The 26,424-nt window shown below is 61.6% G+C and carries 22 protein-coding genes; 7 read left to right on the top strand and 15 right to left on the bottom strand.

Translation table 11 applies throughout. From position 1 onward, the window contains the following. Positions 1–148: 148 nt before the first annotated feature. Positions 149–391, top strand: a complete 243-nt coding sequence (locus tag SH292x_RS21645; protein ID WP_442483108.1) for a hypothetical protein — start codon at positions 149–151, stop codon at positions 389–391. A 19-nt stretch (positions 392–410) separates the two neighbouring features. Here SH292x_RS21645 and SH292x_RS21640 read toward each other — a convergent pair whose 3' ends face one another. Then, positions 411–851 carry a BLUF domain-containing protein gene (locus SH292x_RS21640; RefSeq protein ID WP_442483107.1) on the bottom strand — a complete coding sequence of 147 codons (441 nt, stop codon included), beginning with the start codon at positions 849–851 and terminating at the stop codon, positions 411–413. After that, positions 848–2,176 (bottom strand): putative bifunctional diguanylate cyclase/phosphodiesterase, encoded by a 1,329-nt coding sequence (locus SH292x_RS21635; protein ID WP_442483106.1) that lies wholly within the window; start codon positions 2,174–2,176, stop codon positions 848–850. The genes SH292x_RS21640 and SH292x_RS21635 overlap by 4 nt, the downstream gene beginning before the upstream one ends. A 241-nt stretch (positions 2,177–2,417) precedes the next feature. Between SH292x_RS21635 and mfd the strand changes: the two genes are divergently transcribed. Together mfd and SH292x_RS21625 are read left to right on the top strand one after the other, a co-directional pair. Beyond that, complete coding sequence (gene mfd / locus SH292x_RS21630) at positions 2,418–5,681, top strand: transcription-repair coupling factor (protein WP_442483105.1); 3,264 nt, start codon at positions 2,418–2,420, stop codon at positions 5,679–5,681. Positions 5,682–5,754: 73 nt separating this feature from the next. After that, entirely contained in the window at positions 5,755–6,867 is a 1,113-nt protein-coding gene (locus tag SH292x_RS21625; RefSeq protein WP_442483104.1) for a peptidylprolyl isomerase, read from the top strand. Between the two features lie 260 nt (positions 6,868–7,127). Here SH292x_RS21625 and SH292x_RS21620 read toward each other — a convergent pair whose 3' ends face one another. After that, positions 7,128–8,519, bottom strand: coding sequence for an L-serine ammonia-lyase (locus SH292x_RS21620; protein ID WP_442483103.1), 1,392 nt, complete (start codon positions 8,517–8,519; stop codon positions 7,128–7,130). A gap of 309 nt (positions 8,520–8,828) precedes the next feature. Here SH292x_RS21620 and SH292x_RS21615 point away from each other — a divergent pair, with 309 nt between their 5' ends. Together SH292x_RS21615 and SH292x_RS21610 are read left to right on the top strand one after the other, a co-directional pair. Then, entirely contained in the window at positions 8,829–10,613 is a 1,785-nt protein-coding gene (locus tag SH292x_RS21615) for a sulfurtransferase (protein WP_442483102.1), read from the top strand. Positions 10,614–10,620: 7 nt separating this feature from the next. After that, positions 10,621–11,433: a TrmH family RNA methyltransferase gene (locus SH292x_RS21610; RefSeq protein ID WP_442483101.1), complete on the top strand. Its 813-nt coding sequence runs from the start codon at positions 10,621–10,623 to the stop codon at positions 11,431–11,433. Between the two features lie 52 nt (positions 11,434–11,485). On the opposite strand, the gene phnD is transcribed toward SH292x_RS21610, so the two are convergent. The 10 genes from phnD to SH292x_RS21560 all read right to left on the bottom strand — a co-directional run bounded on the left by phnD (position 11,486) and on the right by SH292x_RS21560 (position 22,074). Further along, positions 11,486–12,541, bottom strand: a complete 1,056-nt coding sequence (gene phnD / locus SH292x_RS21605; protein ID WP_442483100.1) for a phosphate/phosphite/phosphonate ABC transporter substrate-binding protein — start codon at positions 12,539–12,541, stop codon at positions 11,486–11,488. Positions 12,542–12,740: 199 nt separating this feature from the next. Then, complete coding sequence (locus SH292x_RS21600; RefSeq protein ID WP_442483099.1) at positions 12,741–13,451, bottom strand: hypothetical protein; 711 nt, start codon at positions 13,449–13,451, stop codon at positions 12,741–12,743. Between the two features lie 437 nt (positions 13,452–13,888). After that, positions 13,889–14,413 (bottom strand): hypothetical protein, encoded by a 525-nt coding sequence (locus SH292x_RS21595; protein WP_442483098.1) that lies wholly within the window; start codon positions 14,411–14,413, stop codon positions 13,889–13,891. 367 nt (positions 14,414–14,780) lie between these two features. Beyond that, positions 14,781–14,957: a hypothetical protein gene (locus tag SH292x_RS21590; RefSeq protein ID WP_442483097.1), complete on the bottom strand. Its 177-nt coding sequence runs from the start codon at positions 14,955–14,957 to the stop codon at positions 14,781–14,783. 637 nt (positions 14,958–15,594) lie between these two features. After that, a complete protein-coding gene (locus SH292x_RS21585; RefSeq protein WP_442483096.1) occupies positions 15,595–16,590 on the bottom strand; it encodes a sigma-54 interaction domain-containing protein in 996 nt (331 codons plus the stop codon). Between the two features lie 436 nt (positions 16,591–17,026). After that, entirely contained in the window at positions 17,027–17,944 is a 918-nt protein-coding gene (locus SH292x_RS21580) for an LpxI family protein (RefSeq protein WP_442483095.1), read from the bottom strand. 20 nt (positions 17,945–17,964) lie between these two features. Further along, complete coding sequence (lpxD, locus tag SH292x_RS21575) at positions 17,965–19,047, bottom strand: UDP-3-O-(3-hydroxymyristoyl)glucosamine N-acyltransferase (RefSeq protein WP_442483094.1); 1,083 nt, start codon at positions 19,045–19,047, stop codon at positions 17,965–17,967. A 358-nt stretch (positions 19,048–19,405) separates the two neighbouring features. Beyond that, positions 19,406–19,849: a hypothetical protein gene (locus SH292x_RS21570; RefSeq protein ID WP_442483093.1), complete on the bottom strand. Its 444-nt coding sequence runs from the start codon at positions 19,847–19,849 to the stop codon at positions 19,406–19,408. A gap of 57 nt (positions 19,850–19,906) precedes the next feature. Then, positions 19,907–20,911, bottom strand: a complete 1,005-nt coding sequence (locus tag SH292x_RS21565) for an acyl-CoA desaturase (RefSeq protein WP_442483092.1) — start codon at positions 20,909–20,911, stop codon at positions 19,907–19,909. A 134-nt stretch (positions 20,912–21,045) separates the two neighbouring features. Next, the gene (locus SH292x_RS21560; RefSeq protein ID WP_442483091.1) at positions 21,046–22,074 is read right to left on the bottom strand and encodes a hypothetical protein; all 1,029 of its coding nucleotides are present in this window, start codon (positions 22,072–22,074) and stop codon (positions 21,046–21,048) included. A gap of 163 nt (positions 22,075–22,237) precedes the next feature. Between SH292x_RS21560 and SH292x_RS21555 the strand changes: the two genes are divergently transcribed. Together SH292x_RS21555 and ygfZ are read left to right on the top strand one after the other, a co-directional pair. Beyond that, positions 22,238–23,458, top strand: a complete 1,221-nt coding sequence (locus tag SH292x_RS21555; RefSeq protein WP_442483090.1) for a lactate racemase domain-containing protein — start codon at positions 22,238–22,240, stop codon at positions 23,456–23,458. 169 nt (positions 23,459–23,627) lie between these two features. After that, on the top strand, positions 23,628–24,434 hold the full coding sequence (gene ygfZ, locus SH292x_RS21550) for a CAF17-like 4Fe-4S cluster assembly/insertion protein YgfZ (RefSeq protein ID WP_442483089.1): 807 nt from the start codon (positions 23,628–23,630) through the stop codon (positions 24,432–24,434). Positions 24,435–24,484: 50 nt separating this feature from the next. Here the strand turns inward: ygfZ and SH292x_RS21545 are convergent, their stop codons facing one another. Beyond that, entirely contained in the window at positions 24,485–24,970 is a 486-nt protein-coding gene (locus SH292x_RS21545) for a hypothetical protein (protein ID WP_442483088.1), read from the bottom strand. Positions 24,971–24,993: 23 nt separating this feature from the next. Beyond that, on the bottom strand, positions 24,994–26,229 hold the full coding sequence (locus SH292x_RS21540) for an NAD(P)/FAD-dependent oxidoreductase (RefSeq protein ID WP_442483087.1): 1,236 nt from the start codon (positions 26,227–26,229) through the stop codon (positions 24,994–24,996). Positions 26,230–26,424 lie beyond the last annotated feature (195 nt).

The raw sequence follows: 26,424 nt of genomic DNA, 5'->3' as shown, positions 1-26,424 counted from the left end.
GAACCATGGTGAGCTGGGTCGTCCCCGACCCCGAACTGACCACCGCAAGCTGGAAGCTTACGCCACGGGGGTGTCGCGATTTACATCGGTCCCCGAAAGGCTTACCATAACGGCGGACTTTTCCGCTTACTTTTCCAGGGGTACGAACGTGGCTTGGGTTTTTGAACGCACGGTGGAAGTCGCGGCCTGGATCGCGCTGATCGTTTGCTGGATCGCCATTGGGCTGACGGTCTACTACTTCATTCGCTGGTGCGGCACGCTGCAAACCGATGAGATCGCCTGGTATCTGATCCGCGACGCCGCGAAGTCGGCCGGGGCGGCAGTGGCGTTTGCGCTGGCACTCGGTGGTTTAGCATGCATCGACCGGTTTCTGTTCGACGCCGAGAAATAGCCGACGCATCGAGCACGGCTCAGAAGGCGTGATCGACGAGCGAGGCATGGATCGACTCGCGCTGGAAGCAATCGAGCAGCAGAGCTAGCATTTGCTCGCTGGAAAACTCGCTGCTTGGCATCCCCGGTTCGTACTGATGACGAAGCAAGGTTTCAAGCGGAACCTGCGAATGGTCGCGGAGTGCCATCCATTCGTCGGCGAATAGAGGCTCGCCAACTAACCCTCGGTGTCGCAGTTCGACCTGCGAGTGCCGCGGATCCTGAGCGATGCGGCGATAGCGGTCGTCGACGCTGCCGGGCAAGCCCTCGAGCAGTTGAAAAAAGTAGCCATCCAGAAATAGCAGTCCCCCGGTCAGCCCGGCGTGACTATTGCGATTGTGCGAGACGCGAATGATATCGCACACATCACGGAACTCGACGCCGGGTGCCGCTTTGCTGCTGTAAAGCAATTGCTTGATCATATGGATGCTCCGTTCGTGACCCCACCGATCTGAGCGGGCGTCAGCGGCGACCGGAAGCTCAAGAGTTGCTCCTGGCGAAGGGGTCGGCTAAGCAGGTAGCCTTGGATCTGCGTGCAGCCTGCCGAGATCACGGTTGCCAGTTCGTCGGCAGTCTCGATGCCCTCGGCGGTGGTGGTCACGGCAATCGCGACGCCCAGCGCAGCGATCATATGGACCAGTGCCGCGGCTTCCGGATCATTGTTCACTCCGGCAATGAACGATCGATCGATTTTGATTTTGTCGAACGGAAACTGCCGCAGGTAGTTGATGGAGGAGTAGCCGGTGCCAAAGTCGTCCAAGGCCACTTTGACGCCAAGCTTGCGAAGCTCGCTCAGGATGGCGACGGTAAGCTCGCCGTGCCGAATGAGCGATGTCTCGGTGACTTCGAGTTCCAGGCGATCCGCGGGTAGTCCCGAGGATTCGAGGGCTCGCTCCACGGTTTGGACGAAGCTGCGATCTTCGAGTTGTACCGACGAGACGTTCACCGCTACCCGTCGGTCGTCGGGCCAGTAGGTCGCGTCGCGGCATGCTTGTTCCAGCACCCATCGGCCGAGCGGCACCACCAGGCCCATCTCTTCAGCCAATGGAATGAAGTCGGCTGGGGAGACTTTGCCTAACTCGGGGTGCTCCCACCGCACGAGCGCCTCGGCACCGACGATACGGTTCGAGGCGAGGCAAAGCAGGGGTTGGTAGTGCAGTTCGAGTTGGCATTCGCTTATGGCGCGGCGAAGCGCGTGCTCGAGTTTGCGGCGGATCTTGACCCCGACGTCCATCTGGGCCTCGTAGAACCGAATGCCATTGCGGCCTTCCTTCTTTCCCTGCGAACGGGCCATGCAGGCCGAGCGAACCAGTTCGGCCGCTTCGCGCGCGTCGTACGGGGCAAGCGAGATACCCAGGCTGACACCCAGCTCGATCCAAGCCTCGTCGACAACGTACGGTTCGCGTAGCGCCGATTGCAGTCGCTGCGCCAGCTTACGGGCATCGTTGGGCTGGATGGCGGACGCTTGCAGGATTGCGAACTCGTCTCCGCACAGTCTTCCCATCACGCAGTGTGGCCCCAGCAACTGTCCCGCGCGAGCTACAACCTGCTCCAGCACGGCATCGCCCGCCGAATGGCCATAGGTAGGATTGATCTCGTTAAGCTGCTCGATTCGGAAGCACAGCACGGCCACTTCCGGGCCACTCTCGTCAATCGAATCGAGTTCCCGCTGCACCTCCTCGTTAAACTCCAATCGGGAGAGGAGCCGGCAAACCGTCGTCGGTTCGGTGTGGGAAAGGTGGGACATAACGATTCGGTGCAACGGGCATGGGTCGGGGACCTAGAAAGGATACGTCTTGCAGGGAGGGGTGCCGAATAGCAGGCTCGGATTTGGAATCCGCTCCAAAGCGAGGCTTTCATCTGGGAGGATCGTACGGGGCTGGCGGATTTGGCTGCCGGCACGGCTGGCGCAATCGTTAGCGGCAGACGCCACCGTTTGGCACTCGACTGGCTGAGTCGACCCCATCGCGCTACAATAGCCGGTGACCATGGAAGAATCCCCTGTGGTCGTCGATCGGGCGAGCACCACTCGTGGGCCGCTCGAATCGCTGACCTTCGAGCTCGAACAACTCGAAGGCTTCGCCGAAGTGCAGGCTAGTTTGGCCGCCGGCCATAGCGGCACGCTGGGCGGAGTCTGGGGGTCGTCGTGCGCGCTCGCCGCGGCAGGCTTGGCTCGGCATTGCCCCGCGACGCTGGTGATTGTCGCCCCGCGCCCCGCGATGATCGACACGCTGGCCGAGGACCTCGCGCTCTTTACGACGACGCCGATCGCCTGCTTCCGTCCCAGCGAAGCGTCGCGCACCCGCCAAGTCGTGATCGACGAAGTCGAGAGCGAGCGGCTTCGCATCGTCAAACATCTCACCGCCGCCCCCGCCGAAGCGCGGATTCTCGTTACGTCGATCCAGGCACTCATGCAACCCGTGGCGAGCCGCGAAGTGCTCGCCGATTCGACGCGGGTGCTGCGAGTTGGCGAGGCCATGAATGTCGAAGAGTGGACGGCCTGGCTTACCTCGCGCGGGTGCCACGGCACTTCGGCGGTGGAGCTTCCGGGCGAGTTCGCAATTCGTGGCGGCATCGTCGACTTGTTCCCGCTCGATGCGCTGGCACCGGTGCGGATTGAACTCTTTGGCGACGAGATCGAGTCGATTCGCGAATTCGACGTGGCGTCGCAGCGAAGTCTTGGTGCCAAGAAGACGGTCGACGTGACGGTGCTCGACCCCGCGTCGCCCGGGCGGTCGCACTTCACCAGCCACCTGCCCGAGGGAAGCTGGTTCATGCTGGTGGAGCCGAACGATGTCGACGAAGAAGGGCGTTACTTTCACGAACGGCAGGAGTCGGCCGAGCGACTGCACAGCACAAAGACCACCCTCGCCGAGATTTACAAGTTCCCTTCGGTCACAGCATCGGGCATTCCGACCGGTTCGTACGACATCACCTGCCACCTGGGGTTCGAGTCGGTCGAGCGATTCAGTGGTGACTTGCAGAAGGTCCGCGGCGAACTCGAAAGCGTGGCGCGGGACGAGCGAGTGCTGCTGATTTGCGAAACGCCCGCGGAGATCGACCGCCTGAAGGAGCTGTTCACGGCCTCCGTGCTCACCACCGAGAACCGCCTGGAGTTCGTCACCGGTCGATTGCACGAAGGGTTTCGCATCGTCCCGCGGAAGACCCTGCTGCTGTCGAGTGCCGAGCTGTTCCATCGCCACGCGAGCGTGGCCCGCACGTCGCGAAGCTACCAAGGCCGAGCGATCGATAGCTTCCTGGAGCTCAAGCAGGGCGACTTGGTGGTGCATGTCGCCCATGGCATCGGTCGCTATCGCGGCATGAAGTTGCTGGAGAAGGAAGGCCGCGCCGAAGAGCACCTGGAAATCGAGTACGACGGCGGCACGCGGATTTACGTGCCGAGCTTCCGCATCGAGTTGGTGCAGAAGTACGTTGGCGGCAAGAAGCTGAAGCCGCCCTTGGCGAAGATCGGCGGCAAGGCGTGGGTGCGGCAAAAGAAGGCCGCCGAGGCCGCGGTGCACGACCTGGCGGCCGACATGATCGAGCTCGCCGCGAAGCGCGACGCCCGCCCCGGCATTCGCTTTCCCGACGACACGCCGTGGCAGAAGGAGTTCGACGCGGCGTTCCCCTATCAAGAAACGCCCGATCAGCTCCGTGCCATCGCCGACATCAAGGCCGACATGCAGGCCACGCGGCCCATGGATCGTCTGCTGTGCGGCGACGTCGGATTTGGCAAAACCGAGATGGCGATCCGCGCGGCGTTCAAAGCGGTCGACGCCGGCTACCAAGTTGCCGTGCTGGTACCGACCACGGTGCTCGCCGAGCAGCACCGCCGCACGTTCTCCGAGCGAATGGCGGAGTTTCCTTACGTGATCGCCGCGGTGTCGCGGTTCAGCACGGCGGGCGAGCAGCGGAAGACGATTGAAGCGGTGCGCGAGGGAAAGGTCGACATCCTGATCGGCACGCATCGCTTGGCGTCGCCCGATGTGGAGTTCGCGAACCTGGGTCTCTTAATCATCGACGAAGAGCAGCGGTTCGGCGTTGAAATCAAAGAGCGACTGAAGGCCATGCGAACGGTAGTCGACGTTCTCACCATGACCGCCACGCCGATTCCGCGAACGCTTCACTTCTCGCTGCTTGGCGTGCGGGCGATCTCGAATCTCGAAACACCTCCCGCCGATCGCGTGGCGGTCGAGACGCGTGTGACTCGTTTCAGCGACGAAATGATACGCAGCGCCCTACTCCGCGAACTCAACCGCGGAGGGCAAGCGTACTTCGTCCATAACCGCGTCCACGACATACAAGCAGTCGCCCACCGGCTGTCGTCGATTGTTCCCGAAGCCCGCATTTGCATTGGCCACGGCCAGATGGCCGAGGGGGAGCTGGAGAAAGTGATGGTCGATTTCGTCAATCACCAGTACGACATCCTGCTCGCCACGACGATCATCGAGAGTGGCCTCGACATTCCCAACGCGAACACCATGTTCGTCGACGACGCCGATCGCTACGGCCTCGCCGATCTGCATCAGCTTCGCGGGCGAGTGGGGCGGTACAAGCACCGGGCGTATTGTTATCTGCTGGTCGACGAGAAACGCCACCTGTCGCCCGAAGCCGCCCGCCGACTGCGGGCCATTGAAGAGTTTAGCCAGATGGGTGCCGGCTTTGCGCTTTCGATGCGTGATCTCGAGATTCGCGGAGCTGGCAACCTGCTCGGCACGCAGCAGAGCGGGCACATCGCCACCGTGGGCTACGAGATGTACTGCGCGATGCTCGAAAAAGCAGTGCGGCAGTTCAAGAATCTCCCGCCGCCCGAATCGATTGACGTCAACATCGACCTCCCTGGCGCAGCCTATTTGCCACCACAGTACGTGTCGGACGCGCGGACGAAGATCGACCTCTATCGCCGGCTCGCAAGGCTCACCTCCATGGAGCAAGTCGAAGAGTTCGCCGGCGAGCTTGTCGACCGGTTTGGTCCGCTACCTGAGGTTGTCGAAAGCTTGCTCGAACGCTGCCGACTACGCATCTGGGCCCATCAGTGGGGCATCCACTCGCTGCATCGCGATGATCGATTCGTGGTGCTAGCGTACGGCAATCGCGCGAAGCTGCGGCGACTCGTCGAGCGGGCTGGTGGAAAGCTTCGCGTCGCCGATACGAGCACGGCGTACTTTTTGCTAGCAGATCCCAGCGGTACGCCCGACGAGATGCTCGAAGAGATTAAATCGCTCTTGCGGCCAGCGGCGGCCGCTGCCTAAACTCCCGCCGCCGGATACCTTGGGCGCTGCGCCCCTGGTAGGGCGCGTTTGCTTCTCGAAATCTTTCGTTGCCGTGCATCGACTCCTCATACTCTCGCTCGTCGCGCTCGCTGCTGCCTCGGCGGTAGCTCAGGAGACTATCCAAGGCCCCGTGAAGCTCCAAGGAGCCGAGGTCATCGCGCGAATCGACAACAGCGTGATCTTGGCGAGCGACGTGCTTTGGGAAGCCGAGCTCATCATTCAGGTCAGCAACGTGCCACCCGAACAGGTCGAAGAAGCACGTCATATGCTGACGCAGAAGCAGCTTCGCAGCTACATCGACACCAAGCTGATCATGGCCGACTTCCGCCGTACCGCTCGCGGGGCGGACATGGAAGCGATTCGCGGCCAACTCGAAGAACCGTTCTACAGCGGTGGCATGTCGGGCAAGTCGCCCGGCAGTGTGCCCGGCTTGATGGAAGTGCTGAAGGTCGACGACCTCGAAGAGCTCGATAAGAAGCTCGTGTCTCTGGGCACTTCGCTTGCCGACCGCAAAGAGGCGTTCATGGAGAAGGCAATCGCTCAGACTTGGGTGCACGAACAAATCGATGTCCCCAAGCCGACTTACGCCGACCTGTTGGAGTACTACAAAACCCACCAGGACGACTACGCCATCGCCAAGGCAGCACGCTGGGAAGAGCTGATGGTTGAGTTCAAGAACCACCCGACGCGCGAAGCCGCGCGGGCGAAGATCGCCGAGGCGGGGAACATCGTTTGGCAGCGGGCGCAAGCGCAGCCCGACGCCTCGAAGCCGCTGTTCACCGACGTCGCGCCCAAGTACTCCGAGTCGTACAAGGCGGCCGACGGAGGTTTGTACGACTGGACCAGCGAAGGAGCGCTCCGCGATCCGAACCTCAACACGGCACTGTTCACGCTGCCGGTTGGTTCATTGAGCCCTATTCTCGAAAGCGAAGTGGGCTACCACATCATTCGCGTGGTCGAGCGTCGCGAGGCGGGGTACCAGCCGTTCGAAGAACTGCAGGACGCCATTCGCGAGAAGATGATGAACGATTCGTTCGGCGAGCAGACTCAAAAGCTAATTGCCAAACTACGCGGTGAAGCCCGCATCTGGACCATCTACAGCGGCGACACCACGGCCCAGGCGTACATCGAATCGCCTCTGGTGCCGCCGTCTCGGGTTCGCTAGTCGAATCCTCGAGAGTGAATCGCGGCTCGATTCGATCTTATTGTTCCACGAAGTGGAATTAACATCGAAGAAAACTGTGGGAGACCTCTCCGAGGCCGATTTTCCACGCAGGGCATCGGGCTCAGAGAGCCCTCCCACAATAGGCGCTCTCTCCTTGTTCCACGAAGTGGAACCATATCAATGCGAAGGGTCGCTGGGAGCCGAATGTCCACTGGTTTGGCAGTCCGGGGGCGAGGACGCCCCGGCTCACCCAGAAGTTTTCAGCATTCGATCACGTTCACTTCGATCGCTAGGCCGCCGCGGGCGGTTTCTTTGTACTTCGCGGACATGTCGGCGCCGGTGCGACGCATCGTGGCGATTACTTTGTCGAGGGACACGTGATGCTCTCCGTCGCCGGCGAGGGCCAGCCGCGACGAGTTGATCGCCGTAACCGATGCGACCGCATTGCGTTCGATGCACGGCACCTGCACTAACCCACCAATGGGATCGCACGTCAGTCCCAGATGGTGCTCCATGGCGATTTCCGCGGCCTGCAGCACTTGCTTGACGCTACCGCCGAGCACTTCGGTGAGCGCACCAGCGGCCATCGACGCGGCGACGCCCACCTCGCCCTGGCAACCGACCTCGGCACCGGAGATCGAGGCGTTCTCTTTGTAAAGCATCGCGAGCGCCCCCGCCACCGAGAAGTATCGCACGACGTTGTCTTCGCTCGCGCCGTTGCAGAATCGCATGTAGTAGTGCAGCACTGCCGGAATGATGCCAGCCGCCCCGTTGGTCGGTGCGGTCACTACACGACCACCGCCGGCGTTCTCTTCGTTCACGGCGAGCGCGTACAGATCGACCCAGTCGAGCGTGGCGAGCGGGTCTTGTGACTGGCCGCGCGCTTGGAGCTTACGGTAGAGCGCCGCGGCACGCCGGCGAACCTTTAGCCCGCCAGGAAGAATTCCCTCCGTACGGCAACCTTTCTCGACGCACTGCTGCATCACCTGCCACCGCTTGAGCACCTCGGAGCGGAACTCGGGCTCCGGTCGACGAGCTATCTCGTTGAGCCGCACCACGCCACTGATGGGCAGGCCGGTTTCTTGCGTCCGCGCTAGCAGGTCCGCGCCGGTGCGAAAAGGATAGGGACGATCGTCGGGCCGCTTCAGCCCTGCGGCTTTCGCGGCTTTGATCGCTTCGACATCCGCCGCCGTGAGTACGAACCCACCGCCGACCGAGTACACCACCTGCTCCGCCAGTGTCTCGCCTTCGGCGTCGTAGGCGACGAGCTTCATTTGATTGGGGTGGACCTTGCACTTCGTCTTGCGATCGAACTTCAGGTCGTTCTCGTGATCGAACTCGATCGCTCGCTCGCCGCCCAGGTTTAGGCGATGCGTCTCGTCAATCTCGGCGATGCGTTTGTCGATGGAGTCGACATCCACGCCATCGGGCGTTTCGCCCATTAGCCCCAGCAGCACGGCTTTGTCGGTACCATGGCCTTTGCCCGTGAGTGCCAGCGAGCCGTAGAGGGTGACCTTTACTCTCGCGGTTTGGCTAAGTTGATCGTGTTCACGAAGTTGGTCGACAAACGACTTCGCTGCTCGCATCGGCCCGACGCTATGCGAGCTAGAAGGTCCAATGCCAATGGTGAAGAAATCGAGGATGCTATACATAGGGGGCGGCGGGCAGCGTGGGTGGGGCCTGAGTAGCCTGAGAACCTTGGATCGCCTGGGAACATAGTAGAACGGCGGCGAGCCGAAAAGCCAAGTTGACGCAGGCGTCCAGATTCGCGATCGATTCGAGCCTGCGCTCTAGGAATCGTACGCGACAACCACGCGGCGTGCGAATCGCAATCGGGCGGGTTTCGAGGGTATTTCACGCACTCCCGCGTCGAATTTCCCTGCCGACCGTCGCGGCGACGTCTCCTGCGGGCAAACGGCGGGCCACTTTGTGATCGCCCTTCCGGATTGCATAATTAGTGCATGCCCGTGCTGAATGTTGCCTGCTATAAGTTCGTGGAACTAGACGACCTTGAGTCGCGTCGCCGCCTGCTGCGCCGGCGTTGCCATGAACTCGACCTGCGAGGCACCATCCTGCTGGCAACCGAAGGCATCAACCTTTTCGTCGCCGGCGAGAGGCCCAGTATCGAAGGGCTGATCGAATGCCTTGAGAACGAACTGGGCACGGGGCCGCTCGAAACCAAGGAGAGTTTCACCGAGTATCAGCCGTTCACGCGGATGCTGGTGAAGATCAAACGCGAGATCATCGCGTTCGGCGTCGAGGGCATTTCGCCCGCCCGCTACACCTCGAAACGTATCGCCCCCGCAGAGCTCAAGCAGTGGCTCGACGAAGGCCGGCCCGTGACGCTACTCGACACGCGGAACGACTACGAAGTCGATCTCGGCACGTTCGAAGGAGCAGTGCGGCTGTCGATCGACCACTTCCGCGATTTTCCCCGCGCCGCCAAGTCCTTACCCAACGAGATGCGCGAGCAACCGGTGGTGACGTTCTGCACGGGTGGCATTCGCTGCGAGAAGGCGGCACCCGCGCTCGAGCAGATGGGCTTTCGCGATGTCTATCAGCTCGATGGCGGCATCCTCAAGTACTTCGAGCAAGTGGGCGGCGCGCACTACCGTGGCGACTGCTTCGTGTTCGACCAACGGGTGGCGGTAGACGCGGCACTTCGCGAAACCGACGCCGCGCAGTGCTACGCGTGCCAAGCGATTCTGTCGCCGGAAGACCAGCAGTCGCCGCACTACGTGAAGGGCGAGTCGTGCCCCCGGTGCTATCGAACCACCGCCGAGGCGATGCAGGAGTCGATCGCCAAACGGCACGAAGCCATTCGCCGCGTGACGACGCCACTTCCCGGCAGCACACCCTACGATCGCCGGTTACCACTGCACGTGGCGGGTGAGTGGAATGGACTGGTGATGCTAGAGTTCCTCCAGCAGGCGGTGCCCTCTCTCTCACGCGAATATTGGCAGCAAGAGATTGCACTCGGACGCGTGCTGCTCGATGGTGTGCCCGTTAGCGGCGAGCGACTGGTGGTGGCTGGTGAGAAGTACGAGCACTTGGTGCCGCAGGTTGTCGAGCCGGCGGTGAACGCGGACATTCGAGTTTTGTACGAAGATGCCGACTTGGTGGTGATTAACAAGCCCGCGCCGCTTCCGATTCACGCCGGCGGCCGCTACGAGAAGAACACGCTGTCGGCGATCTTGGCTCCTGTCTACGCCCCCGAGCGTGTTCGCCATGCCCACCGACTTGACGCAAATACTACGGGTGTGGTGGTGTTCGCGCGGACGCGGCGCATCGCAAAGCTGCTCCGCACGCAGTTCGATGGCGAGGGCGTGAAGAAGGAATATCTGGCGCGAGTGGCCGGCCATCCCATCGAGGACGAATTCGCTTGCCATGCGAGCATCGCCCGCGAGAAGTCGACGGCCGGAACGCGAGAGCTCGACGACGATGGCCTCACCGCCGAGACGCACTTCCGCGTGATCGAGCGATCGCACGATGGCACGGCGCTGCTAGCCGTCGAGCCCGTCACCGGCCGGACCAATCAGATACGGTTGCATCTGGCGTCGCTTGGTCTGCCGATTGTCGGCGACCCCAGCTATCAAGCGAGCGGCGACGCCGTGCGACAGACACTCGATGTCGACGAACCCCCCATGTGCCTCCACGCCTGGCGGCTTACGATCGTGCATCCGTCGACCCGCCAGCGAATGACATTCGAAGCCCCGGCGCCCGCGTGGGCACAATCATCGTCGTAAGAAACTTATGCCTAACCCCGTCATCACCAGTCGCCAGAATCCGCGGATCAAAGAGGTCGCGGCGCTTCGCAATCGCGAGCGACGTGAGGAACTGCATCAGGCCGTGGTGTATGGCGTACGTGAGTCGCAGCGGGCGCTCGCGGCGGGGGCGACGGCGAAAGAATGCCTTTGGTGCCGTGATTATTTTCGTTCGAGCCAGGCCGAAGACATCGTCGCTGCGCTAGAAGCGGCGGGGGCCGAGTCGTTTGAAGTCGCACGCGACGCGTTCGACAAGCTGGCGTACGGCGATCGCCTTGATGGCGTGGTGTCGGTGTTCGAGACACCGCGACGAATGCTCGCGGACTTGAAGCTGCCGGCTGTGCCGCTGGTCGCCGTGCTCGAAGGAGTCGAGAAGCCCGGCAACTTGGGGGCCGTACTTCGTTCGGCCGATGGGGCGGGGCTCGATGCCGTGATTGTGGTCGATCCGGTGATTGATCTCTTCAATCCCAATGCCATCCGCGCGAGCGTAGCAGCTGTGTTTCAGTCGAACGTGGTGGTCGCTACCGCTCGCGAGACGCTCGCTTGGCTCGCTCAGAATAAGTTCACCGCATGGGCTACTCGCCCCGATGCCAAGCAGATGTACTGGGACGCCGACTTCACAGTGGCAGGAGCCATCGTGTTGGGGGGGGAAGCCGAAGGGCTTACGGGCGCCTGGCAGGGAGCGGGCATCACGCCGGTCGCGCTACCCATGCACGGAGTCGCTGACAGCCTGAATGTCTCGGCCACCGCCGCGGTGCTGTTTTACGAAGCACGAAGGCAGCGAAGCGTCGGGGCACGCTGAAAGGGCATGGGGGTCGGAGACCCCATCCCACAGGTTGGCCAATCAAGTTGGCTCAGTACTTTTTGCGGGCTTCGTCGATGGCGGTGTCGATGCGGCGGATGTTCGCCCAATCGTCCTTGTAATTTACTGGCACGAAGCGGTCGGCGTTCTGCGTGCCGTAGGTTTCGAGCATCGGCGTCCCTTGCCAATTGAATTCGGTAAGCACCTTGGTGATTTGCTCGCGAAGCTCCGGAGTCAAATTGCAAACGTAACCGACCGCCACCGGCGGGAAACGCTCGGACTCGTATATGACCCGCACGGCGGCAGGATCCACTTCTCCCCGAGCCACCATGCGATCAAACAGGTCGCTTGCAATTGGAATGCAGTCGGTCTTGCCAGCGAGCAGTTCGGCGACGGATAGCTCATGCCCCATCGAAAAACCGTAGTCGTAATCGCGCTCGGGAAGCATGCCTTGCTCGTCCATCAAGTAAATGAGCGCGGCCTTGAAGCCAGAGTTGGAATTGGGCCGAACGAAGGTAACCTTCTTGCCCTTCAGCCCTTTGGGGTCCTTGATATCGCTGTCGGCTCGGACCAGCAGGTTCATCGTGTAGCCCGCCGCGTCGGCATTGCCGAACGTGCTCACCGGAATGAAGCCGGCGGAGGTGACCGCCATCGGTACGGCACCGGTACTGAAAGCAATGAGGTGGAGATTGCCCGCTTGCATCTCCGCTAGCTGCTTCTCGGTGGCGTCGAAGTGTTGGTATTCCGTCTCGATGCCAGTCGCCTCGGCGATGGCGTCGAGTACGGGCTTCCATGCTTTGGCCTCATCGCCGGCCTCTTCGGACGCCACGTAGGAGAACACTAGCTTCTCGGGCTTGATGCACTCGCCGTCGGCGGGGGAGTCGGCCAGTAGATCGCCGTTAGCGTCAGTCCAGCCCTTCATCGGTGCGGGAGCGACGGTTGCCTTGCCCAGCAGCCGCGAGACTTCGCGTTGTTCGAGTTCTTGTTGCGCCGCGCTTGGTAGGTAGTTTTGGACGGCCCACGCTCCGGCGACCAATACGACGACGATCGGCAGCAGGATCTTAAAGATTCGCGAGCCGGAGAAGGATTGCGGGGGGGCGTCGTTCATAGCGACCTCCGAATAGGAAGTGGGGGGCGTGCGGCTGGGATATCGCCTGTCTACGGTAACATACCAGGGAGCTGGTATCGCGCGAATCACCGCCGCAGAAGTTGCCGAGCGCGCAGCGAAAAACCGGCCGAGGAAGGGGAACCTCGGCCGGTTCAATTGCGGACGCTAGCGTATCGGGCGAGGGATCGTCCGCGGGCCTTTAGCCCAAACGGTAACGCATGGCCACGGCGGATGTGCCGAGCAGACCAAGCAGCAGGAACGCACTCGCCGGCTCGGGAATGATGTTCTCGCCGGTCACGGTCAGCTGGCCCGAAGCCAAGATGCTGTTCACCGTTCCATTGGCATTCTTCATCAGCATCACGTCGGTCGAGGTGTAGCTGAGAATGACATCGTCAGCGTACTGCAGACCGGTCGGCAGGTTTTGGCTGAGCACCTTGGCCGTAGCGAAGAAGTTAAACAGGTTGAGGCCGGGGACGCCGGTTTCTACGACAATGTACGAAATCTCATCGACGCCCAGGCGAAGGAAATAACCGTCAGCTGTGAACCAGTCCAGGCCCCAAACTTGCGAGCCAGTACCACCCGCATTGTTGATGACCATGCCAGGAGTGAGCGAGCTCCCGAGGTTGGTAATGCCGAGGTCGAAGTAGATGGTGTCGGGCGGGTCCATCAGCAGGGCCTGCGTCACGTTGTCGAGCTCAAACTCGGTCGAGGTGACCTTGCGAGACTCGGCGGGCACTAGGTTGCCACCGTTGGGGTCGGCACGATCGAACAGCATGCCTCCCGATTCCTGGTTGTCGTATTGCACGTCGACGTTGCTGACCAACATGTTGATCAGGGCCGCCGAAGCGTTGTTGCTGACTAGCAGCATGGCGGCAATCGCCACAAACCATTTCATCACAGAAAGTTTCATCTCAGATAATCCCCTTCAAGGAACGATACAATGACAGCTTCGCTATCGGTTAGACGCTTGCCGCTTAGGCGGCCAGCGCGTCGGAGGTGACAACGATGTCACTTCCCCAAAAAAATAAAACGGCACTCCTTACCAGTCGGCTCGCTTATTGCGACGCTGGTGGATGCCTCCTGTAACACTCTTTCTTTTGGCTCGTTTGGCCGTATCCCGGCCGGAGCTCTTCGTTGACTTTTGCGACCCACGCGCCCGTTGCGGCACGGTCGATCGCGCGGGGCGATCGAGTGCGTCATGGTCGTCGGGCGAGTTAAACATCAATCGATCTCGCATCTACTTCACCCCTCGTTGTGAGCTTTCGCCTGCACCTGTTGCTGGTGACGCCCGTCGTTGTGTGTGGTTGCCAGTACTGGCCGGCCGTTTGATTCCTCAAGGGGCCTGCCCTACAGCACCCTCTGCTGTTTAGCCGGCTTACGCGCGCTCTTCTCGGCCTTGTCACGAAGAAGCTTCTCGGTAACGCCACGCGCTTCGCGAAACAGCGATTCGAGTCCCGAGTCTTCCCCCAACCCCGCCAGATAGACCCACACCCCCAGTTGCCTCGCGGCGAACTCACCCAGTGGGTCGTGGGGGTCGCCATTTATCACCAACAGTGGAACGTGATTGCGTGCAAGATCCGAAGCCAATTGCTCGAACTCCGTTCGGCGATCGTCGCCTGATACGCTCTGTAGATCCACGACCGCCAAATGCAACTCCAGCCGAAACGCAACACGCATCGCGTCGGCCGTCGTAGCGCAGGTTTCCACGGACCATCCCTCCTCGCTCGCCGTATGGCGGAGCGCGTCGGCATGAATCGCGTCGGCGGTAACGATCAAACAACGAATGCAAGCCACCGGCCCCGCACGGCTGATGGGCACCATTGTCGAGGCTGCCGACAATGGCATTGCGATGTTCAGTTCAGGCGCGTTCATCAATCACTGTTTCTGCCAAACTCATATGCCGACTCCTTGCCACTACCGTCCATAAATGAGACCCATCGGCTCAGATCTCGTGGCACACATAACTCGTGGCGCAGGTACGGACCTTCGAAGCGAAGAACCCGAACCTCACTGCGCGTCCTACTTGCGCAGGTCGCACCACCATCGTTGCTACTCTCGACCTCGCTCTCGCCCCGCGCGTACTACTTCGCGAATGCAAGATGCCGAGGCACTGTTGTTTTTGTGATCCACCTCCGCCGAGCGCATGGCCATCCGATGCCGATGCAAGCGGTTGCGGTGGTGCAGCGTGGATTCAGGCGCACGTCCCTCAACGCGCAGCGCGACCCACGACGCGCGATCGCTACCAGCTCACCTTCTTGCGGCGGCGGCGATGCATGCCGTTGAACGACTGCGGCGACTTTCCACGACGGCGTCCCTGAGGAGCGGTGCGACGGGCGTGTTCGTTACCACGAATCTGTTCGAACTTCTCGGTACCGTACTTCGTTTCGACGCTCTCGTAGACTTGTTCAAGACTCATTGCCAAACTCCCATTTCCAATTGCAGGAGACTTCGCCGCGCTGGCTGGCGCGACAACTCTAGAAAAAGACACACCTCTCGAAGCCTCGACTGGGTAAGACGATCCGCAACCACTCCGGGCCCGCGGCGCTCTTAAATCGAGACACACCTTGCACCCTCCGAACCGTCGTCCGGAGCTTGTGCGATGCCCCCTAAAGCGAGGGGCATGCCAAACGCCGGATGGATGCGTGTGTGATTGCGTAAGTGCTGATTAAATAAGCACTTAAGGGGAAAGAATTTTTTCTGGCCGGCGTGCAAGCGACCGCCGTGGTTCACATGATTGGTGAAACCGCTCGCGGTTGTCGGCCGTAAGTCGTTTGTGGGTAATGGCTTACGACTCGATTCCCCGAACGTGTGATTCGTCCCTCGAACAGGGAGGGCAACTCTGAAGCGAGGAGACGCGGGAGAAACAGTGTAAAAACCGCGAGAAAATGCGGTAGAAATGGACCAGCGGCTTAAGGGGCTGGGACCGGGTCGTATGGCTGGCCAAGAATGCAGCCACCAGCTCCCACCCGAGGGCCGGCCGCGGCTTGGCTGCCAGCTTGCCACTGAGGGGAGAGAACGGGACGGCAAGCAGGATGCTTGCCCCGCGGGCCCGGTTAGTTGTTCGACGAAGCCTCTTGCTGCTCTTCGTCAGCGATCTGCGCGAGCAGACGGGTCATGGTGTTGGCATGAATGCCGAGCAGCTTCGCCGCGCGACCTTTGTGGCCACGCGTGGCTTGCAGTGCTTGACGCACCGCGACGCGACGCAGCTTCGACAAATTGGTGAAGGGCAACGAGGGCGAGACGCTTTCGACGTTTCGCGTGACCGGCAGCGAGGGTTCGCAGTCGAGCACGTAGGCTTGCTCGATCACGTGACCCAACTGACGAATGTTGCCCGGCCAGGGGTACTCGCAGAACTCGCGAAGTCGTTCGGCCGAGGGCTTCCAGACTTCTCGCTTGTACTTCGCGGCGTACTTCGCGGAGAAGTACTCCATGAACCCCGGGATGTCGTCCGAACGATGACGCAGGGGTGGAACTTCGAGCTCCACCATGTTCAAGCGGTAGTAGAGATCTTCGCGGAAACGACCCGCGGCCACTTCGGCCTCGAGGTTGCGATTCGTGGCGGCGATGATCTGCACGTCGATGGGCACTGGCCTGGCTGCGCCCACCGGAGTGACCTCGCGCTCTTGCAGCACGCGAAGCAGTTTGGGCTGCAATTCCGCGGGCATTTCGCCCACTTCGTCGAGGAACACGATGCCCCCTTCGCCCGCACGGAACACACCAAGGCTCGCGCCGGCAGCGCCGGTGAACGCACCTTTCTCGTGACCAAACAACTGGCTCTCGGCTAGTGTTGGTGTGAGCGCGGCGCAGTTGACGGGGACGAACAGACGATCGCGACGGGGACCGAGCTCGTGCAGAAGTCGAGCCCACACTTCCTTGCCGGTACCGGTCTCGCCGGTGATCAAGACGGGGCATTGCACCTCGGCCGCCTTTTCGGCGTGACTTGCAATGCGCGTGACCCTCGGGTTCGAACCCAGAATCCAACTTCTGGGATGCTCGGGCGGCCGCGAAAGCAGACGCTCGATCGAGGGTGTAGTAACCTCAGGTGCCATTTCTCTGAAGCTCCGCAAGGCAGAAGCAACACGCAAAGCGTGCTTGAACGATGTTCGAATTGCTCTGCCAGTTCTGGCTAGGTTGATAGCCTGCCGACTTTCCATGCCCCAATGATTGTGGGAGCAAGTCGGGTGCTATTTACATCACTAGCGGTTCCAATAAATCAAAGTTCCGGGTACGAAAATGAGGAGTGGGGGCCAGGCTTCCCGCGTGTGGCTCCCTTACCCCAGGCTTGCAGTATAAACGCGGCGTACAAATCGCTCAATCAAGTTGAGTTAAATGCCTGCGAATTTTCGGCAGACTGGGGCAAATCGCACTTCCTTGACGATCAGGCGCAAGGTAGGGATTTTTACCGATCGAAGACGCCGCCGTCCGCGTCGTCTAGTGATGACGCAACTCGTTGCAGCGTATGGCCTTATAGGAATTCAGGCCGTTTCAAGCGGCCACGGGGCGAGAGAGCTGCCCAGAAGCGGTTTCGCGCACCGCAAGCACGGTGATCCCCAACCGGTCCGCCATTTTGCGGAATTCTGCATCCTCCAGCAGGATGGTTCGGTCGGCTTCGATCGCCAAAACCCGTCCGCCGGCCTGAGCGATGGTCTCCAATGTCCCGACGCCAACGGTCGGCACATCGAACCGCATGTCCTGCTGCGGCTTGGCAGTCTTCACCACCGTGAATCCACCTTGCGGGCAGAGCTCGCCCGCGCGGGCGATCGACCGATCGGTTCCTTCGACCGCTTCGACGGCGAGCACCGCGCGGCCTTTGATGCACACGCTCTGACCGACGTCGAGCTTGCCCATCTCTTTCGCAAGTTGCCAACCGAACTCCACGTCGGCGTACTCGCCCTTCGACAGCGGGCGGCCTGCGACGAGCCCTTCGCTGATGAGCAGTTCCGGCGCGTAGTCGGTGGCCGGCACAAACTCGATACCGAACTTCGCGAACGTATCGACCACCGCCAGCAGCAGCGTATCGTCCTTGCGATCGGACGAACCCGCGACGAAGTGCGGATAGAACGCCTTAAGTGTGGTCCAATCAGGAATCAGATTCCACATCGCGCGGGGTTGGAAGAAATTCACTTTGTGAATCTTCCCCGCCATCGTGGCGTGTTCGACGTCGTGACGCACGAACCATCGCGACGCTTCGCCCAAACGGGCGAGACCTACCCAATCGAACTCGTCGCACACGCGGGCAAGGTTCGCATCGGCGTGGCCTTTCACGCCCAGGCAACAGACGCGGTAGCCATCGCGCTTTAGCGCCTCGGCCACCACCAGCGGAAAGCGACCCCACGCCGCCAGCAACCCAATGGTTTTGGGCGACTTCGCGGCAATCGATCGTGGGTGACTATCGGTGGGCATTGCGAGGGAGCGTAAGATCTCTAAGCGGCGGGGGCGATGGCCTGCGGACCAAGGCCACTCTGGGCATCGCGGTTTTCGAGGTCGGCCACCACTTTGCGCATTTGCTTGAACTCTTTGCGGAGCTCGGGCAGCTTGGCGAGCGACGCCAATAGAATCTTCTGATCGCGTTCGGGAATCGCCGGTGCGCCGAACGCCACGACGCCGGGGGCAATATCGTTCGATACGCCCGCCATCGCGCCAATGCGAGCACCGGTGCCGATGTGGACGTGATCGCGCACGCCCACTTGGCCCGCCATCACAACGTAGTCGCCAGTCGACGTGCTGCCGGCGATTCCGACCTGGGCGCACAGCAAGTTGTGTTTGCCAATCTGGCAGTTGTGGGCGATCTGCACCAGGTTGTCGATCTTGGTTCCATCGCCAATGCGAGTGGAGCTGTAGGTACCGCGATCGATGGTCGAGTTCGCACCGACTTCGACGTGCGCGCCGATGACGACGTTGCCGAGTTGAGCGGAAAGTTCGTGACGACCTTCGGACTGACGATAACCAAAACCGTAGGCACCAATCACGGCGCCCGAGTGAATGATCGAGTGGTCGCCCACCACGGTGTCTTCGTAGAGCGTCGCGCCGGGGAACACGGTTACTCCGGTTCCAATCTGGCAGCCCGCCATCAGGTGCACGCCCGCGTGAATCGTCGAGCCAGCAGCAATTGTTACCTCGTCGCCAATCGTCGCACCGGGACCAATGCTGACCCCTTCGGCAAGCTTCGCGGTGGGGCTTACAAACGCCGCGGGGCTAACGCCTGGCGTTGCGGTGCGGCGGGCGGGGCGGAACGCGGCAACGATCTTCGCGAACGCGACTTGGACGTCGGCCACTTCAATCACCGGCTTACCTTCGCACCGAATTCCAACGGGCAGCAGCACGGCTGTTGCCAGCGACGCGGCAGCTTGGCTCGCGCGCTCGGGCTGGTCGATGAAGGTAATTTGACCCGCGGTCACCTCGTCTAGCGGAGCGGCACCAAGGATCGCGGTGTCCGCTGCTCCGGTCGCCGTGCCGGCAACCAGCGTGGCCAAGTCGGCCAGTGTTCGAGGTAGTCGCTCGGTCATGGCGGGAATCCTTTCCCCAAAAGTGTCCATCGGTGTGCGATAAGAACCTGCATGCTAGCAGGCGGCCGGTCTCTTCCATTAGACCGGGGGGCCGATAGTAACTTCGCCCTGTTGGCGAAGCAACATCAACCACTGGCGATGCTAGCAGCAAAGTCCGCCCAGTGTGGCCAAGCTCCGTAGTGGCGTAAGCTTCCAGCTTGCGATTGTGAAGCGGAGGTAGGTTGGCCACGGATGGAACGCACCAACCTCGGCTGCCGGACGGCTCGCGCCGTTCCGCTACGAAATCCAAACGGAAGGGCGCAAGCCCTGCGGCAGGGCATCGCAAGCAGGATGCTTACGCCACAAAACTTACGCCACGTCAATCATCCAGTGCCTGGCTCATCACCAGCGTCCGGGCTTGCTCGAAGTGTTGCTGTAGCTTGAGGAACTCGTTGCGGTCGCCGCCGAGGTCGGGGTGGCACGTCTTCACGAGTTGGCGGTAGGCGTTGAGAAGCTGGTCTTCGCTGCATGGCAGCTTGAGTCCAAAAGTCGCCAGGCACGGTGGGGCGTGTTTGCGTCGCTGCGAATCCGCGGCTACCCACGCCGGAATGCGAACCATGTAGTTCGAAACCAGCACCAATGCCCCACGCAGACGGCGGTAGTGGGCGCGGATGTCGACCGCCATCAAAACGTAACCTGCCAGCGGAATCCCAATGACAAGCACCACAAAGCCAACGATCACCGCCAAGTCGAAAGGACCTGGCCAGGGAGTAACCTCAGCAACAATCGGGGAGGCCGCGCTCGGCATGGGGCAACGCAACACGGGTGGTCGAGGGAAAGAACCCTCCCAATGTACACGCCTGCTGCCCCGTTGTCGCGACTACTTCGACCCCGACAGGGCCACTTTGGCAGCGTGACGTTCGGAACCGCGTGGATACCGGACATCCCAGGCCAGCCCCATCCGCTCCAGGCCGACGATCAGCAGCCAAATGCCATCGATTTCCCACCACCGGTGCCAGTTCGAGGCGCTGGTGGGGTGGGCGTGGTGGTTGTTGTGCCACCCCTCGCCGCTCGACAAAAACGCGACGAACCAATTGTTCTGACTCTCTTCGGCCGTCCCGTAATTCCTGTAGCCCCAGAGGTGCGTCATCGAGTTCACGCTCCACGTAATGTGCCACACAAACACCGTGCGGAGGATAACGCCCCACAGCAGGACGCTGCAGCCCAGTTGCAGTCCGGCCAGCCAACTTCCGGCTAGCACTCCGCCGACTACCCAGGCGATGCCAAAATACAGCAAGGCGTGGGCGAAGTAGACGCCAAGCAGGTTTTGCCGGCGTTGCAACCACAGGCAAATTGGCTTGCGAAGGATGTCGCGAGCATAAAGGTCGTAGAAGGTGAGGGTGTTCCGCTCGGGATTTCGCACCAGGAGCCAACCAACGTGGCTCCAGAAGAAATTCACCAGCGGGCTGTGAGGATCGGGCTGCTCGTCCGAGTCCTTGTGATGCAGTCGATGGTTCGCTACCCAAGCCGCGGGAGCGTCTTCCAGGCAGCAAACCGCCACGAGAATAAAGAAATTTTCGAGCCACTGGGGGCACGCAAAACTACGGTGAGTCAGCAAACGGTGATAGCACAGGTTGATTCCCACGCCACCGTAGAAGTAAATCCCCGCCACGCACACTACCACGCCGGTCCAACTAAACAGCCACGGCACAACCGCCAATAGCGCTAGTAAATGGAGCACAACAATCGGTGCGGCGTAATGCCACGCGATCCGCCACTGGGTGCCTCGAGGTGCCTCGAGGCGAGGGCGTTCGACGGTGGGCACGCGACGAGAGTCGCCCCGCGCGACCTCCGGTCGCGGGGTGGCAATGGTATTGGTGGGCACGCTTCGCTCCGACGCCAAAAGGGGGATGCAGTAGGAATGTGCCGCACCAGCACCCTTTCGATAGGAACACAATCGCGCAGATCCCACAAGGGTTTGAATCCATCAAACCCACGGATTAACGCCGACAGAGCGAATTAGTTGTCGTCTGGGTTGTCTGGGCTATCACTACCGGTGTCCGATTCAGTGCTCGCACGCTCACCGCCCGCCTGTTCACCGTCCGTTTCGGCAGCAGGATTCTCGTCGGACGGGTCGCTTGCTTCGGTTGTTTCCATTTCTTCGAACACCGTGACAACCTTCGGCTCGCCCCCATCCGCCGCTGGGGTTAACCGAAACAGATCACGCGAAGCCGGCGCATTCACCTGCACGTCGTAAAAGTCGAACTGCCACACGAACTTATTGAACTCGTCGTGCGGATAGAGTTGCTTCTGTAGCTCCTCGTTGGTGATTTCGACGCGAAGCAATAGGAACGACTGCTTAGCGATCCACAGCACCTGAGGTCCCACGCTCGTTGGCATCTGCACGCGATAGCAGGGCACCGGCTGGTCCTGCGTCTTGATGGACTTCGAGGGAAGCAGCACGAGCTTCGATGGCGTCGCCAGTGGCCACGGCGTTTGGTCCTTGGGAGTTAGCAGCAGGGCGAGCTGCGGGAAGATGTCCTGCATCGCCACGGGAAACAGCGCCTTGGCGAGCAGCGGATCGGGCGCCACCGTTTCGAACGTTGCCACTTCGGGCGCAGGCAGTCGCAAACGCTGGGGCTCGAGCCACGACACGGCTCCTTCGAGCTGCGTCCCGTCCGACACCACCACGGCTGCCGCCGCCATGTCGGTTCCGTCGGCGGTCGGTTCGATGCGCGTGATGCGGAACCGGTTGGGTCGCTTCCACAGCACCGCCACGTTGATCGGCACTCCCTGACGCTTTACACCATCTTCGGCTCGCACAAAGTGCGGACCGAACACTGCGCTATCCATGTAGGTGTTGGCGGTGCGATAAACCTCGACCATCCGCTCGACGACCTGTTTGGCCGTCATGTCGTCCTGCGTCGTCGTCGCGGCGGCGTCTTTCTCGGCTTCGTCCACCTTCGTCGGCGAATTGCACCCGGCAAGCACCAACATCGTGGCGAGACAAACGGGCGACCAACTCCATCGGACCAGTGGGGGCATCATGCTTTTCACCACGAGAAAACTAGGGCTTTGAAGATTCCGCCTAACCTACCACAGCCGGTCATCCGAAGCCATCGCGGGTTGACCCTCGCCGAGCGTCGCCGATACCATTTGTACCTTTCCCATATTGCCGCGCGCGGCTTACTCGTAGCGAAGCGTCTCCCCCATGTCCGTGCAAGCTCAATTCGTACTCGGCGAACTTCCCCCGTTGGAGCTATCGCTCCGCCAGGAAGCTTGGCTGGGCACGGCATCGGACACGACATCATCCAGCGGGGCGATTACCGATGTGATCGCGGCGACCCGTGCCGCGCTCGAATCGCCGCTCGACTTTCCTCCACTCTCGCAGGCCATCGTGCCGGGCGATCAAGTCGCCATCGCCATTGGCGCGGGTGTCCGCGAGCAGGCCAACGTCGTGCGGGGCATCGTCGCAACGCTCGAACAAGCTGGCACCGAACCGAGTGCCATTCAAATCGTCACCGGCAGTGTCGCCGAAGCCAACACGCTCCGCGGCGAACTCGACGACCTCACCGCTGGTGGTTCGGTGGTGGTCGGTCACGTGGCGAGCGACGACGAATCGCTTTGCTTCCTCGCCGCGGTCGACGAGGAACCACTGGTCATTAGTCGCCAACTGTTCGAGGCCGACCTGGTGATCCCCGTTGGCTGCGGACGCCCAGCCAAGTCGCGCGACGCCCGCGGGCCGTTCGAGTCGGTCTTCCCTCGTTTCGCCGATGCCCTGACGCAGCGCCGCTACTCCCAGGCCGACGCCCTCGACGCACCCACGTCCGGAGCCATCCGCCGACAAGAAACCGATCAAGTCGGTTGGCTACTCGGCGCGGCGATGGTGGTCGAAGTGGTCCCCGCGCGCGGCGGTGGTGTGGCACAGATCCTTGCCGGCGCCCCCGAAGCCGTCGCCCGCGAGGTGGCCGCGGCGTGCGATCGCGAGTGGGCGTGTGGCGTGGAGCAGCCCGCGCGGCTGGTCGTCGCCACACTCGCCGGCGGACCCGACGAACAAACGTGGGACAACGTGGCCCGCGCGCTGCACGCCGCCGGCATGGCAGCCGACGCCGACGAGAGTTCCGTGGCCATATGCACCCAGCTCGACACCTTGCCTGGCGAGACGCTGCACAAACTGATCGCCACTGGCGGCGACCTCGAGCGAGCCGCGCGACTACACAGCTCGCAGTCCGACGACGCGGCCGCCGCGTGGGAAATCTACAAAGCCCTGTGCCGCGGCCCGGTATACTTCATGAGCCAACTCCCCCCCGAGCTGGTCGAGGACCTCGGCATGACCCCCATCGCGAGCGCGAAGGAACTCGCCCGCCTCGCCGAGCGCAGCGAAACGTGCATCGTGCTGAACGAAGCCCAACACTCGGTGCCTAAACTGTAAGATGCTACCGACTGTGGGAGGGCTCTCCGAGCCCGATTGGAAAAGAATCGGACGCGGATTGTGCAGTGTAAACGCTTATTAGCCGCATGGCGCTAGCCACGGTTGATTCGATTTGAAAGCAACCGTGGCTAGCGCCAAAACGGCTAATAGCTTCTAGCAGGTTTACTTCATGAATACTTCAAACGTCGGTATCTATTTCAACGACTGGCCCGCGAGCGTGCTCGTGGTCACGGGAGGCGATCGCGCGAAGTTCCTGCACAACCTCTGCACCGCCGACGTGCTGAAGATGACGCCCGGCGAAAGCCGCGAGGCGTTCTTCACCAACGTCAAAGGGCATGTGCTATACCACGCACTGGTTCATGCGAAGGAAGACAAGATCGTGGTGATCGTCTTCACGGGCGATGCTGCGCCACTCGCCGCGCTCCTCGATCGTTATTTAATTCGCGAAGACGTGAAAATAACGCAGGGGGAAGCACATCCGACGCTCGTCGTGGGCAGTGAGAAATCAGACGGATCGATACCCGTTCCAATGCACCCCGCCGCGTCCATCTTCCTCGGCGAAGCTTCGGTCAAGAGTTTAGAACCGGGCGATCGCGTAAAGTTCGACACACTACGCGTCGGAGCAGGTTGGCCCCTCGGCGGTGTCGACTTCGGCGACGGCACCTTGCCCCAAGAACTGAGCCGCGATCGCCACGCGATCAGTTTCAATAAGGGTTGCTATCTGGGCCAAGAAACTGTCGCCCGCCTCGACGCCCTGGGCCACGTCAACAAACAAATGGTCCGCCTGCGAGCCGTCGAAGGCACCACGCTCGCCGTGGGCGATGAGTTGTTCGATGGCGAAAAGCTCGTCGGCAAGCTGACGACTTGCACGGCTAGTGGCGAAGCCGGTTTGGCCATGGTCCGCAGGGGTAGCAACACCGCTGGTACGGAGCTGCGAACGGCGAAGGGTACCGCGACGGTCGAAGCGATTGACTAATCGCGAGTCGAATCCCGCCGTACAACGGTGGGAGGGCTCTCCGAGCCCGATTACCTCGCATTCGGCGCGTTCGCGATCACCATCTCGCTCGCGAGCAGCGTTTCCAACCACGCGGGCACCTCCGCCTCCACATCAACATCCGCGGGCACACTCCCTACGACGATTAGCTTCTCGTTCCGCAGCGAATCGGCAAGCCGAGTTAGTTGCGACTCCATGTTTACTAGGAACGCCTTCGAAGTCACTTCGTCGAGCGGCCGGCTCACAAGCTGTACTTCCCCGGGCGTCCGCTCGCGGTGCATGGCGACTAGCTGGCCCCGCACCGACTTGATCAACTCGCCGGCGACGTACGCCCGGCGCAGTTCTCCTTCGGAGGTGAAGTGATAAACCGGGTCCTGATCGAGATAGACGCTCGCCGCGCCATTGGTGCGAAAGCCCACGAACACCTCCTGGCCCTCCGCATCACGAAACTCCACCCGCCGTACGTATGCCGTTGCATCGCCGAGCAGGTTCTCACGCTCGTGTTCGTCGCGTGCCATGGTTCGTCGACCTTCGGACGCAGCTACGCCGTTGTCTCGGCCTCTTTGTACATCAGGTCCATCGATTCGAACACTTCGTCGAGGTCGTCTTTGAACAGGTCGCCGATCAATAGGTCGGTGACGCGGTTCTTGAGGTGAGGGAACCGGCGGATGAATCGGCCGAAGCTGAAGCCGTCGTAGTACTCGCACACCAAGCGGCGCATGCGGTTCATGCCTTGCACGTAGTCGGCTTCCCACTTGCCAAGCTGGGCGGCGGAAGTGTCGCCCTTGGCTAGGCCCTCGGCGATGGCGTCGGCGGCCACGGCACCCGAGCGGAGCGCGAGCAGTACGCCGGAGGAGTAGAGCGGGTCGAGGAAGCCGAAGGCGTCGCCCACCAGCACCCAGCCGTCGCCCGCGGCTCGGCTAGCGCGGTAGGTGTAATCCTTGGTGGCGTGGTAGCGATCGACTCGTTTGCCGATCGACACTCGCTCTTTCACGTTCAGGCAGCGGTCGAGTTCTTCGTTGAAGGTTTGCTCGTGATCGCCGCGGCCTTGAAACAGGTACTCGAAGTCGGCCACCACGCCGACGCTCACGACGTTGTTGTGCTGGGGGATGTACCAGAACCAGCCCTTCTTATCCTCGGTCTGGAGTACGAGGGTCGCGCCGCCATTTTGACCCGGATCGCGATAGGCACCCTCGAAGTACGTCCAAATTGCTCCCTTGTTGAGCTTGGGGTCGGACATGCGGAGGCCGAACCGATTGATGATCATCGAGCTTTGGCCACTCGCGTCGACCACCACGTCGGCCATGACGCGGCGCTGCGTGCCATCCTCTAGCTTCACCTCAACGCCAACGGCGCGGTCGCCCTCGAACAGGATGTCGAGCACGCGGGCACCTTCGTGCGCCGTGACTCCATGCTCGCGGGCGTTCTCCAGCATCATGGTGTCGAACTCACTCCGCTCGACCTGCCAGGTTTGCGAACACTCATGGGGCTTGTTTTCGTGGAAGTAAAACGGGGTCGAGACCTTGCCGCTGGCACTGACGAACTGGACGCTGTACTTCTCAACGAAGTGGCTTGCCTTCATCTTGGGAAGCATGCCAAGCCGCTCGAATACCCAGTAGGTTTCGGGAATGAGCGACTCGCCGATGTGAAAGCGGGGGAACTTCTCACGTTCGAACAATTCGACTTGAACGCCTTGCTGTGCTAGCAGCGTGGAAACGGTCGAGCCGGCGGGCCCGCCACCGATGACAACGACTTGGGATTGATCGCTGGACGCCATGCGCGTTGAACTCCAATACGTGAATGCCGGTTGCATGCCGCCTGGGCACCCGCAGCCGCCGTGGGTGGGAGGTCGTCGAGGGGGGCGGGGCCGCGGTGGAGCAGCCCCGAGATTCCTCATTTTACGCCGATCGCCGCACGTCTCGCTACCCTTGCGCAGCGAATGGAGCGATTGTTTTGGCTGCGGATTTCCTCG

Source organism: Aeoliella fuhlenseeensis, assembly GCF_052161615.1.
Classification (GTDB): domain Bacteria; phylum Planctomycetota; class Planctomycetia; order Pirellulales; family Lacipirellulaceae; genus Aeoliella.
The sequence above is the reverse complement of the archived record's forward strand: the minus strand, read 5'-3'. Positions and strand labels throughout refer to the sequence as shown.